The organism is Telluria sp. ZT3P25 (assembly GCF_059685895.1).
This window is the reverse complement of the sequence record NZ_JCASIJ010000001.1, coordinates 521,845-534,315: the sequence shown is the minus strand read 5'-3', so window position 1 is coordinate 534,315 and position 12,471 is coordinate 521,845. Positions and strand designations below refer to the sequence as shown.

Genomic DNA, 12,471 nt, shown 5'->3' with positions numbered 1-12,471 from the left:
ATGAGCTTCAATATCGCCCTGTCGGGCATTCAGGCCATCAACGAACAGCTCACGACGCTGTCGAACAATATTGCCAACGCCGGCACCTACGGCTTCAAGAGCAGCCGCGCCAACTTCGCGTCGATCTATGCGGGTGACCAGGCCAACGGTGTGCAGGTGCAGTCGCTGACGCAGAACATCAGCCAGAACGGCAGCCTGTCGAGCACCGGGCGCGGCATGGACGCTGCCATCCAGGGACGCGGCTTCTTTACCAGCCGCGATGCGCAGGGCGTCGTGTCGTACTCGCGCGTGGGCATCTTCTCGACCAACGCCGACGGCCTGCTCGTCGATTCGACCGGCAAGAAAGTCCAGGGCTATGGCCCGACCACCGGCGGCGCGCTCGGCACGATGGGCGACATCGCCATCCCGACCGGCCAGATCCCGGCCGTGGCCAGCACCAAGGTGAGCTACGCCGGCAATATGTCGGGCGACTGGAAAACCCCGGCGGCGGCCTTCAATGCGACCGACGGCAATACCTACAATATGGTCAAGCAGTCGGTGGTCTACGATTCGCTCGGCACGCAGCACACGGTATCGCAGTATTTCGTCAAGACCGATGCCGACACCGTGACCGTGCATTACAGCCTCGATGGCGCTGCGCCGGCCGGCGCCGGCTTCGCCATGAACTTCGGCACCAATGGCCAGATCCTGCCGGCGTCGACGACCGGCCCGGCCCTGACCATCCCGGGCGCCGCTGCGGGCGCCGCCGACATGACCTTCAACTTCGACTACACCGGCACGTCCAAGTTCGCCGGCGAAGCGACCAACACCACCAACCGCGCGGACGGCTATGCGTCGGGCACCTTTGTCGGCGTCGAGCTGGCCGAGAACGGTTCGATCGTGGCCAAGTACAGCAACGAGCAGCAGCAGGTCGTCGGCACGATCGCCATCGCCACCTTCCCGGACGAAGGCAGCCTGGTGTCGGTCAGCGATACTGCCTGGATCGCGAACGCCAGCTCGGGCGCGCCGCTGTACACGACGCCGGGCGTCGGCCTGGGCGGCAAGCTGTCCAAGGGCGTGCTGGAAGGCTCGAACGTCGACATCACGTCGGAACTGGTCGGCCTGATGACGTCGCAGCGCAATTATCAGGCGAACTCGAAGGTGATCACCGCCGAGAACCAGATGATGCAGTCGCTGATGCAGGCACTGTAAGCACCGCGCCATGGATAAGCTCATCTTTACCGCCGTCAGCGGCGCCGAACGCACGCTGCGCGCGCAGCAGGTGCGGGCCAACAACCTGGCCAATGCCGACACGCCGGGCTTTCGCGCCAATATCGAGCTGGCGTCGGCGCAGTCGCTGGGCGGCTACGGCTACGACAGCGTGCACCAGTCGCGCTCACAAGCCGATGCGATTTCCACCCGCACCGGCACCGTGCGCGAAACCGGTCGTCCGCTCGACGTGGCGGTCGCCGGCAACGGCTATCTGGCGGTCGAATGGAATGGCGGCGAAGCCTACACCCGCAGCGGCGCCATCGACATCGATGCCAACGGCGCGCTGTCGGTCGCCGGCCGCCCTCTGATGGGCGAAGGCGGCGCGATCGTGCTGCCGCCTCATACCGCGGTCGACATCGCCAACGACGGCACGATCTCGGTCATGCCCGAAGGCGGCACCGTCACCCAGGTCGTCGACCGGCTGCGGCTGGTGGGCGCCGAAGGAGCCGAACTGACCAAAAACGAGGCCGGCCTGATCGTGGCGCGCAGCGGCGAGCCGCTCGCGGCCGACCAGAACATCAATGTGCGCAGCCGCGTGCTCGAAGGCAGCAACGTCTCGGCAGTGGAAGAAATGGTCGCCGTGATGGCCCTGAACCGCAGCTTCGAGATGCAGATGAAGATGTTCAAGGCCAGCGACAGCATGAACGAATCGGGCAACCGACTGCTCGGCGCCTGACGCCGGCACAACCTAACAGGGAGCAACCATGAATCCAGCAATGTGGATCAGCAAGACCGGTGTACAGGCGCAAGACGCCAAGCTGCAGGCCATCGCCAACAACCTGGCCAACGTCAACACCGTCGGCTTCAAGCGCGATCGCGTCGTGTTCGAAGACCTGTTCTATCAGGTCGATGCGCAGCCGGGTGCCCAGAATGCCGATAACACCGTCAGCAATGGCGTGCAGCTCGGTAATGGCGTGCGCGTGGTCGGCACCCAGAAGGCGTTCACCAACGGCAGCCTGCAACAGACCAGCCAGCCGCTCGACGTCGCCATCTCCGGCGCCGGTTTCCTGCAGGTGCGCCGTCCCAACGGCGAACCGGCCTACACCCGCGCCGGCCAGTTGCAGGTCGACGCCAACGGCACGCTGACCAATGCCCAGGGTTTGCCGATCGTCCCGCAGATCACGATTCCGCAAAACGCTGCCGGTGTGACCATCGGCGAGAACGGCGTCGTCTCGGTGACGATCGCAGGCCAGCCGGCGCCGCAGGAAATTGGCCAGCTGAACCTGACCGCCTTCATCAACCCGACGGGCCTGCTTGCACTGGGCGACAACCTGTTCCAGGAAACCGCTGCCAGCGGCGCGGCCAACGAAGGCCGCCCGGGCGACGCCGCATTCGGCAAGCTCAAGCAAGGCTCGCTGGAAGGCTCGAACGTGCAGGTCGTCGAAGAGATGGTCGACATGATTGCGGCCCAGCGCACCTACGAAATGAACACCAAGGTGCTGTCGGCCGCCGACAATATGCTGCAGACCCTGGCGGCGGCAGCACGCTGATGCATACCGTTGCCATTCCGCCTGCCAACGCGCTTGCCCGCGCGCTTGCTGCCGCACTATGCGGGCTGGTCCTGGCCGGCTGCTCGTCGCCGATGCCGGTGTCGCTGGCCGACGACGACGCCATGCCACTGCAGCGCCCGGTGCGCGCCGGCCTGTCGGGTGGCGTGTTCACGGCCGATACGGTCTCGCTCACGTCCGACAGCCGCGCCTACCGCGTGGGTGACGCCGTCACCGTGATCCTGCAAGAGACCACGCAGGCGAGCAAGCGCGCCGGCACCAGCATCTCGAAGGGTTCGTCGATCGGCATCTCGCCGCTGGCTGCGCTCGGCAAGGTCTACGGCAAGACCGGAATCGACATTTCGGCCGACCGCGATTTCGAGGGCGACGCCACCAGCACCCAGCAAAATGCGCTGTCCGGCGCCCTGACCGTGATCGTGCAGGAAGTGCTGCCCAACGGTCTGCTGCGCGTGGCCGGCGAAAAGAACCTGATGCTGAACCAGGGCGAAGAGTTCGTGCGCCTGAAAGGCTTTGTGCGCGCCGCCGACATCGATACCGACAACCGCGTCTCGTCGCTGCGGGTGGCCAATGCCCGCATCGCCTACTCCGCCCGCGGCGCACTGGCCGAGGCCAACACGCCGGGCTGGCTGACGCGCTTTTTCAACAGCCCCCTGATGCCGTTCTGAGGATGCCCATGATTTCGCGCCGCTTTGCGCCATTGCTGTTTGCCGCGTTCTGCGCGAGCGCCCTGCTGTCCTTTCATCCTGCCCATGCCGCCCAGGCCCTGCGCAACCTCGTGAGCGTCGAAGGCGTGCGCGACAACCCGCTGGTCGGCTACGGCCTCGTCGTGGGCCTGAACGGCAGCGGCGACTCGACCCAGGTGAAATACTCGAGCCAGTCGGTCGTCAACATGCTCAAGCAGTTCGGCGTGCGTCTGCCCGAGGGCGAAGACGCCAAGAACAAGAACGTCGCCGCCGTCATGGTCTCGGCCACCTTCCCGCCCGGCTACCGGCGCGGCCAGACGATCGACGTCACCGTCTCGTCGCTGGGCGACTCGAAAAGCCTGCGCGGCGGCACGCTGCTGCTGACGCAACTGCGCGCGGCCGACAACGAAGTCTATGCACTGGCCCAGGGCAATGTCGTGGTCGGCGGCCTGAACGCCACCGGCCGCAGCGGCTCGTCGGTCACGGTGAATACCCCGACCGCGGGCCGCGTGCCCAACGGCGCCCAGATCGAGCGCGAAATCGCCACCGACTTTGCCACCCGCCCGCAAATCACGCTGCGCCTGCGCCAGCCGCATTTCGAGACGGCGACCAATGTCGTCGATGCGATCAACAAGCGCTACGGCCCGGTGGCCACCACGCAGGATGGCACCAGCGTCGACGTCATCGCGCCCAGCAATCCGACCGAACGCGTGGCGTTCATGGCGCGCCTGACGGCGCTGACCGTCGAATCGGGCGTCGAGGTGCCGCGCGTCGTGTTCAATTCGCGCACCGGCACCGTCGTCATCGCCGACGGCCTGCGGGTCAAGGCCGCCGCCGTCACGCACGGCTCGCTCAAGGTGATCATTTCGGAAAGTTCGCGCGTCAGCCAGCCGGGGCCGCTCAGCCGCGGCCAGACCGCCGTGACGCCCGAATCGAAGCTGTCGGTCGACCAGGGTTCAGGCCAGATGTTCCGCTGGCCGCCGGGCGCGCGCCTGCAGACGATCATCGACACCGTCAACAGCCTGGGCGCCTCGCCCGACGACATCATGGCGATCCTGCAGGCCCTCGACCAGGCCGGCGCGATCGAAGGCGAACTGGTGGTGATCTGATGCGCATCGACGAACTTCGCAACACGAGCCTCGCACTCAACGCAGACAGTCCGGTTGCGCCTGCGGTCGAACCGTTGGCCGATCCGGCCTATGTTGCCAAGGCCACCAAGGCCGCGGTCGAATTCGAGCGTTTCTTCATCGGTCACATGCTGCGCACGATGCGCGCCTCGACCCGCGAAATGGCGGGCGAGGACAGCGTTTTCAACAACCGCGTCAACCAGGACATGCAGGACATGGCCGACGATCTGCTGGCAGGCAATATGGCCGGTCAGCGCGCGTTCGGTATTGCCGACGCGATCCTGCGCCAGCTGGTGCCTGGCGCCAGCGGCGGCAAAACCTGATCGACGGCACCGGCAGCACCAATCTGCGATAAAGCTTAACAAACGGCAATAATTGGTCGCCTTATCAGGTTAACCCTGTCCCGAAAAGAGTCTCACCCATGACGATCATCAACAATGCCCTTTCCGGCGCCCTCGCCGCCCAGATCGCGCTGTCGGCCAGCAGCCAGAACATCGCGAATCTGCAAACCAAGGGATATACCCGGCAGACGGCGCTGTTTACGTCGGTGGGCCCGGATGCCAGCGGGCGTTCGGCCGGCAACGGTGTCCAGGTGAGTTCACTCATGCGGTTTTCGGACAACTACAAGAGCCAGGCCATGTGGCGCGCCGCGTCGGAGCAAGGCGCCTACGCGCAGTCGCAGCCCTACCTGACCCAGCTCGAAAGCGTCATGGGTGACGCATCGGCCAGCCTGTCGGCCGGCATCGATGCCTTCTTCAGGGCGATCAACGCCGTTGCCGGCGACCCCGGCTCGACCCCGCTGCGCCAGCAGGTGCTCACGTCCGCCAGTCTGATGGGCGAGCGCATCAATGGCATGAACAATGTTTTCAATGCACAGCTGACATCGGTGCGCCAGCAGCGCAGCGCACTGGTCGACTCGGCCAACAGCGACATCAGCACGATCGCCAGCCTGAACCGGCAGATCATGGAAACCCAGGCCGGCGGTGTCTCGGCATCCGGCCTGATCGATGCGCGCGACAATGCCATCGACGCGCTGGCATCCAGGATGGCGCTGGAAGTGTCGACCAACGCGGATGGCAGCCGCGATGTCTCGCTCAAGAGCGGTCAGGCACTGGTGATCGGCAGCATGCATGGCACGCTCCAGGCCGCTGCGACGGCCGACGCGCCGCAGGCGTTTTCGATCACGTTTGCCAATGCCACCTTCGCGCTCGACGCAACGAAGATGGGGGGCCAGATCGGCGGCCTGAGCCAGTACGAAATCACGACCCTCAAGCCGCTGCAAAACGATATCGACACGCTGGGGCGCACCATTGCCGAGCGCGTCAATGCCCAGCTGGCGCTCGGCTACAGCACGCCCGCCAGCGGACCCGCCGTGCTCGGCACCCCGCTGTTTGTCTACACCCCGGGCAGCGGCGCTAATGCCCTTAAGGTTATCACCGGCTTCAAGGCCGAAGACCTGGCCTTCTCGGGTGACGGCAAGCCGGGCGACACCGGCAATCTGCAACAACTTGCCGCGCTGAAGGGGCAGCCGGTCACGCTGCCCGGCATCGGCACCGTCCTGCTGAGCGACGCCGATACCCAGCTGCTGGGCAAACTGGCCATCGACAGCAAACTCAATAAAGCATCCCTGAAGACCACCGACACCGTACGCACGCAATCGATCGACGACTGGCAATCGACCAGCGGCGTCAACGAAGACGAAGAAGCGGTCAAGCTGGTGGAACTGCAGCGGATGTACGAAGCGAACATGCGGGTGATCTCGATTGCCAATTCGATGTTCGACGCCACGCTCGCGATGATGGGCTAAAGGAAAAATCATGCGTATCGCCACTTCCCAGTACCAATCGACGATGAACGCCTCGCTCCAGGTCAACCAGGAGCGGGTCAGCCAGATCATGCAGCAGATCGCCAGCAACAAGCGCATCCTGCTGCCGTCGGACGACCCGGTCGACAGCGTGCGCCTGTCGCGACTGGAACGCGAGGAATCGTCGGTCCAGCAGTACCGCGACAATATCGGCGCCCTGCAGCTGCGTCTGTCCAAGTCGGAAGGCTACCTCAGTAATATGGTGACCGAGATGACCGAGGGCCGCGACCTGCTGGTCTGGGCCTCGGACGGCAGCAATGCGCCGGCCGACCTGAAGGCGATGCTCGCACCGCTGCAGGCCGTGCGCGACAGCCTGTTCTTCACTGCCAACACGGTCGACAACGAAGGGAACCATTTGTTCTCGGGCACCCTGACCCGGACTGCGCCGCTGGTCTTCGATCCGGCCGCAGCAGAGGGCGCGCGCTACACCTATGCGGGCAACAGCAACAGCCAGAACGTCACGGTAGGCAACGGCCTGACCCAGCCTGCCAACGAGGACCTGGCGGGCCTGGAGTCGCTGCTGAACCAGCTCGACGAAAGCATCCGCGTGCTGTCCGCACCGGGTGCGAGCGCCAACGATCCTGCCGTGCGCGCGGTGCTGGCGGCGAACCTGGACGGCTTCGAGACGACCCAGGGCCTGGTCTCGAGCAAGGTGGCCACATTGGGCGGACGCCAGAACGTCATCCGCACGCTCGACGACAACCACGCCAACATCAGTCTGTCGAACAAAATGGCCATTACCGACATCGGCCAGCTCGACGTCGGCCTTGCCGCGACTGAGCTCAGCGGCTACTCATCGGCCCTGCAGGCAACCTACAAGGCCTATGCCAAGATCGGCAACCTGTCGCTGTTCGACGCTCTCTGATGACCATGGACGCCCTGACCCGCACCATCACGCCGTCCACTGTTCCCGCCAGCAGCACGTCGGGTGGCACCGTCCGCGCCAGTGCGGCCCGGACGCTGGCCGTCCAGCCGTCCGCACCGCACGCCGACACGAGCGACGTCACGGCGCCAGCCGCGCGTGCACCGCGCCGCAGCGTCGCCCACCACGCCAGCCTGCAAACGGACGTGGCGCAAGCCCAGCAGGCACTCGACTACCTGGCGCGCATCGCCTCGCAGCTCGAAGCGCTCAAGACCGACCTCGCCACGCGCCTGGCCGGGCGCGGCGCCGCCTCGCGCCAGCTCGAATCGCGCGCACGCCAGCTCGGTGACACACTCGACGCCCGCCGCAGCGAAGGAGGTGCCGGGCTCGATGCCGAGCTCGGCTTCGATGGCAACCGGGTCGCGCAGCAGCGCTTTCGCATCGATGGCCTGGACATCGCCAGCCTGCAGGCGAGTGCGCCCCAGACCCTGGCATTTTCCGTCGGCAGCGTCGGCGGCCCGCAACTGGCGGCAAGGTTCGAACCAGGCATGACCGAGGAAGACATTGCCCGGCGCCTGGACCGCACACTGGCGCCGGTCGGAATTCGCGCCGGGCTCGACACGGACCGCGCGCTCGTCTTCACCACGCCCGAAGCCGCGTTTGACGGCGTCAAGGACGCCATCGCCGTGACGGGCCGTGGCCGCGTGGACACGATCGCACTACCGGCCTCGCTGGCACCGCAGGAATGGCAGATGGGCAATCCCGATGCCCTGCGCCAGGGCTTGCGCGACGTGGTGCAGGCCCTGGCGCGCGTGCGCCGCTCGCAGGACGCTGCCACGCTCGCCCTGAGCGTGGCCATGACGCGCACGGCGCAACCGGAGATGGAACAAGCCGAACTGGCGCTGCTGGCTGCGGATTTTTCCGGCACTGCCACCAGCCACGATTACCAGTCGCTGCTGGCCATCACGTCGGCACTGGTGGGCGTCAGCCGGGAACGGGTGCAGGCCTTGCTCGGTCTTCGCTGACCGACGGAAACATTTATTTCTTGCGACTACGCAGAGTAGCAATCTATGGTTGTAATTACCACAGTCGATTGTGCAGGACTAATAGGCGCGCTATCATCAATTTCAATTGACATTGACTGGCGCCCATGGATTCATCAAATACTGTCTGCGGCACACCACTGACCAGCGGCGTCGCGCTGATCACCCATAACGGTTTGAAATACCTGCCGCAGCAACTGCACAGCATTCTTGCGCAAACCCGCGCCGTCGCTCATATCGTCGTGTCCGATGACGGTTCCACCGACGGAACCTGGGAATACCTGGAAGCCTGGGCCAACGAGGCGCCGGTGCGCGTCACGCTGGTGCACAACGATCCACCGCTTGGCGTGAGCGCCAACTTCGAGCAGGCGATGCGCCTGGTCGAAACGGATATCGTGTTCGCGTCCGATCAGGACGACATCTGGATGCCCGACAAGGTCGCGCTGCTCGCCGCCGAATTCGAGGCTGACGACAGCGTGCAACTGGCCCATACCGATGCAATCCTGGTCGACGCCGACGGGCACGAGCTCGGGGCGACGCTGTTCGAGGAACTCGAGATCACGCGCGCCGAACGGCGCGACATCCACAGCGGTAGCGCATTTCGCGTGTATTGCCGCCGCAATGTGGTCACCGGCGCGGCCGCGGCATTCCGGCGCCGCCTGATCCGGCACGTGCAGCCGCTGCCTCCCAAGACCATGTTCTACCACGACGGCTGGCTGGCGCTGATGGCGGCAGCGTCGGGCCGCATCGTCATGCTCGACACGCCAACCATCCAGTACCGCCAGCATGGCGCCAACCTGGTGGGCGTCAAGCGGCTGGGACGGCTCACCAAGCTGCGGCACCTGTGGTGGGCAATCGGCAGCACGAGTCCGCTGAAAGCCACCACCGACAGCCTTCTGTCGGCGCGCGCCACGCTCCATGCACACATGGCCGGGTGCGCTGGCCTGGCCCCATCGCACGTCACCATGGCACAGGAAGCGGTGGACTTCATTCGCTGGCGCGGCCGGTTGCCGCTCAATCCGGTAGCGCGCTGTGCCAAGGTGGCCAGCGCCCTGCTGGCACGGCGCTACCACACCTTCGCGCACGAGCCATGGGCCGATGCGTTGCGCGATACGCTGAATCGCTGATCACCTTGCCCGATGCGGTGAACCAGACGTAAAGGCGCAGTCAGCGTTGTCTATCGATCACGCTGACTGCAATGCAGAACAATTGTTCTGCAGAACTGACTCGCCCGCCATCCAGGGCCCAGCACCAACCCAGATAATTGCGCAGGTAGCGTGATGCCACGCCGCGAAAGCCCAGTAACCAGGACTTGAAACGCACGTGGTAAGCGTTCACGTTCTGTACGTGAATCGCGCGTTCGCCCGCATGCCTGGTGCGCACGCCGGCACGCAGATTGACTGCCTCATGGGCAATCCTGAACTTGCGTGCGAAAGCCCGATAGGCAGCATGGCTGTCGGTGACCAGCAGTGCCTGTGGATCGAGCCTGGGCAACAAGTCGCGTTCGAGTTGTGCGGCTGTCAGCGCACCACGCCCGGTGACGGCATCGATGGTGTTGCCGTTGCGATCGCGCGCAACCAGGATGCAATCCAGGTACCGCGATATGCCACGCGTGGGGGCATGCCCGCCGCGCCGCCGCGGCGGGCGATCCAGCGTGCGCGATCCCTTTTGCGATTCGAGAAGAAACGTCTCATCGGCCTCGACAATACCGTTCAGGGATGCCGGCCGGTCAAGCTTGACCCAGTCGAGGAAGCGGTGACGCCATCGGAAAGCTGTGTTGCGATGCACGCCAACCCGGTCTGCCGCCTTGCGCACGGACAGTGAATCGAGCAGCACTTGCGAATAGGCGAGCCATTTGCCCTTGAGCCTGAGCCGCGCCAGTGGCGTGCCGCTCAGGTCGTTGAAGGTGCGGCCACAGGCGCAGCAGCGATAGCGCTGCAGATCGTTGGCGAACCCGTGCCGGTGGCAACGTTGGTCACCACAGCGGGGACAGCAACGGCCAGGGCCTCTGGCTTGAGCAATGAGTGCTACTACCTGGTCGAGCCCGGCTGCAGGATGCAGGGCGTCGAGCACTTGCCGGCGCTGCGGCACGTTCAGCGATGGCAGTCTGGCGAACCAGCTCTTGAAACGAGGTGCTTTCATGACCGGCTCCTGTCATTGAGGACAGGAGTTGGACCACGGGACCGCTCAGCAGTTCAAAGCTCGGCTCTATTTAACGCTGACTGCGCCGACGTAAAAAAACCCGCTGCAGGCAGCGGGTTTTTTTGCACTCGAAGGAATTAACCTTCGCGGTTGGCTTTCTTGCGCTCGTGCTCTTTCAGGTAGCGCTTGCGCAGACGAATGCTCTTCGGGGTGATCTCGACCAGTTCGTCGTCCTCGATGAATTCGACTGCGTATTCCAGCGACATCTGAATTGGTGGCACCAGGCGCACCGCTTCGTCGGTACCCGACGAACGCACGTTGGTCAGCTGCTTGCCCTTGATCGGGTTCACGACCAGATCGTTGTCGCGCGAGTGGATGCCGATGACCATGCCTTCGTACACTGGATCGTTGTGCGACACGAACATGCGGCCGCGGTCCTGCAGTTTCCAGATTGCGTAGGCAACGGCAGCGCCGTCATCCTGCGAGATCAGCACGCCGTTACGACGGCCGGCCATTTCGCCCTTGCTGTTGTCGACAGGTGCGTATTCGTGGAACACGTGGCTCATCAGGCCGGTGCCGCGGGTCAGGGTCATGAATTCGCCCTGGAAGCCGATCAGGCCACGTGCCGGGATCAGGTACTCGAGACGCACGCGACCCTTGCCATCCGATTCCATGTTCTGCAGGTCGCCACGACGGCGGCCCAGTTCTTCCATCACGCCGCCCTGGTTGGCTTCTTCGACGTCGACCGACAGGCTCTCGAACGGCTCATGGCGCACGCCATCGACCATCTTGAACACGACGCGTGGACGCGACACTGCCAGCTCGAAGCCTTCGCGACGCATGTTTTCCAGCAGAATCGTCAGGTGCAGTTCGCCGCGGCCCGACACTTCGAAAATCGTGTCGTCGTCGGTTGGCGAAACGCGCAGTGCAACGTTGGCTTTCAGTTCGCGGTCGAGGCGCTCGCGCAGCTGACGGCTGGTGACGAACTTGCCTTCACGGCCGGCCAGTGGCGAGTTGTTGACCATGAAGTTCATGGTCAGCGTCGGCTCGTCGACGGTCAGCATTTCGAGTGCGTCCGGGGTGTCCGGTGCGCAGACGGTCGAACCGATGCCGATTTCTTCGATACCGTTGATCAGGACGATGTCGCCGGCGACGGCTTCATCGACCAGCACGCGCTCCAGGCCCTTGAAGTTCAGCACCTGGTTGATGCGGCCCTTGATCGGGGTCGAACCAGGACCGTTCAGGACGATGACGTCCTGGCCAGCCTTGATGCGGCCGCGCGAGATACGGCCAATGCCGATCTTGCCGACGTACGACGAGTAGTCGAGCGAGGTCACTTGCATCTGCAGCGGGCCATCCGGATTGTCGTCACGGACTGGCACGTGTTGCAGGATCGCTTCGAACAGCGGCTTCATGTCGCCTTCGCGGACATCTTCGGTCAGGCCGGCATAGCCGTTCAGGCCCGATGCGTAGACGACCGGGAAGTCCAGCTGCTCGTCGGTTGCGCCGAGCTTGTCGAACAGTTCGAACGTCTGGTTGATGGCCCATTCGGCGCGCGCGCCTGGACGGTCGACCTTGTTGACGACGACGATTGGCTTCAGGCCCAGGGCCAGTGCCTTGCGGGTCACGAAGCGGGTCTGTGGCATCGGGCCTTCCTGCGCATCGACCAGCAGCAGCACGGAGTCAACCATCGACAGCACGCGCTCGACTTCACCGCCGAAGTCGGCGTGGCCTGGGGTGTCGACGATATTGATGTGGGTACCTTCGTACTCGACAGCGCAGTTCTTCGACAGAATGGTGATGCCGCGTTCTTTTTCGAGGTCGTTCGAGTCCATCACGCGGGTTTCCACCTGCTGATTTTCACGGAACGTACCGGATTGACGCAGCAGCATGTCCACCAGGGTGGTTTTGCCGTGGTCAACGTGGGCGATGATTGCGATATTACGAATCGCGCGTTTGGTGTTTGACATGGTCTCTGAGAAGTTGCGTTG

The 12,471-nt window shown here is 64.5% G+C and carries 12 protein-coding genes; 10 read left to right on the top strand and 2 right to left on the bottom strand.

What is annotated here, in order from left to right:
• From AC56LY_RS02330 to AC56LY_RS02285, 10 genes are all read left to right on the top strand, one after another.
• A complete protein-coding gene (locus tag AC56LY_RS02330) occupies positions 1–1,191 on the top strand; it encodes a flagellar hook protein FlgE (protein ID WP_499576216.1) in 1,191 nt (396 codons plus the stop codon).
• Between the two features lie 10 nt (positions 1,192–1,201).
• The gene (locus AC56LY_RS02325; protein ID WP_499576214.1) at positions 1,202–1,927 is read left to right on the top strand and encodes a flagellar basal body rod protein FlgF; all 726 of its coding nucleotides are present in this window, start codon (positions 1,202–1,204) and stop codon (positions 1,925–1,927) included.
• A 28-nt stretch (positions 1,928–1,955) separates the two neighbouring features.
• Entirely contained in the window at positions 1,956–2,741 is a 786-nt protein-coding gene (gene flgG, locus AC56LY_RS02320; protein WP_183549500.1) for a flagellar basal-body rod protein FlgG, read from the top strand.
• Positions 2,741–3,424: a flagellar basal body L-ring protein FlgH gene (flgH, locus tag AC56LY_RS02315; RefSeq protein ID WP_499576212.1), complete on the top strand. Its 684-nt coding sequence runs from the start codon at positions 2,741–2,743 to the stop codon at positions 3,422–3,424. Before flgG ends, flgH begins: the two co-directional genes overlap by 1 nt.
• An 8-nt stretch (positions 3,425–3,432) precedes the next feature.
• Positions 3,433–4,551 (top strand): flagellar basal body P-ring protein FlgI, encoded by a 1,119-nt coding sequence (locus AC56LY_RS02310; protein ID WP_499576210.1) that lies wholly within the window; start codon positions 3,433–3,435, stop codon positions 4,549–4,551.
• Complete coding sequence (locus AC56LY_RS02305; protein ID WP_499576208.1) at positions 4,551–4,892, top strand: rod-binding protein; 342 nt, start codon at positions 4,551–4,553, stop codon at positions 4,890–4,892. The genes AC56LY_RS02310 and AC56LY_RS02305 overlap by 1 nt, the downstream gene beginning before the upstream one ends.
• Positions 4,893–4,990: 98 nt before the next feature.
• Complete coding sequence (flgK, locus tag AC56LY_RS02300; protein WP_499576206.1) at positions 4,991–6,376, top strand: flagellar hook-associated protein FlgK; 1,386 nt, start codon at positions 4,991–4,993, stop codon at positions 6,374–6,376.
• A gap of 10 nt (positions 6,377–6,386) precedes the next feature.
• Complete coding sequence (gene flgL, locus AC56LY_RS02295) at positions 6,387–7,298, top strand: flagellar hook-associated protein FlgL (RefSeq protein WP_499576203.1); 912 nt, start codon at positions 6,387–6,389, stop codon at positions 7,296–7,298.
• Complete coding sequence (locus tag AC56LY_RS02290) at positions 7,298–8,320, top strand: hypothetical protein (protein WP_499576200.1); 1,023 nt, start codon at positions 7,298–7,300, stop codon at positions 8,318–8,320. Before flgL ends, AC56LY_RS02290 begins: the two co-directional genes overlap by 1 nt.
• Positions 8,321–8,445: 125 nt before the next feature.
• A complete protein-coding gene (locus AC56LY_RS02285; RefSeq protein WP_499576198.1) occupies positions 8,446–9,465 on the top strand; it encodes a glycosyltransferase family 2 protein in 1,020 nt (339 codons plus the stop codon).
• Between the two features lie 40 nt (positions 9,466–9,505).
• Here the strand turns inward: AC56LY_RS02285 and AC56LY_RS02280 are convergent, their stop codons facing one another.
• Together AC56LY_RS02280 and typA are read right to left on the bottom strand one after the other, a co-directional pair.
• Entirely contained in the window at positions 9,506–10,480 is a 975-nt protein-coding gene (locus AC56LY_RS02280) for an IS1595 family transposase (RefSeq protein ID WP_499576195.1), read from the bottom strand.
• Between the two features lie 137 nt (positions 10,481–10,617).
• Positions 10,618–12,450, bottom strand: coding sequence for a translational GTPase TypA (gene typA / locus AC56LY_RS02275; RefSeq protein ID WP_482897671.1), 1,833 nt, complete (start codon positions 12,448–12,450; stop codon positions 10,618–10,620).
• Positions 12,451–12,471 lie beyond the last annotated feature (21 nt).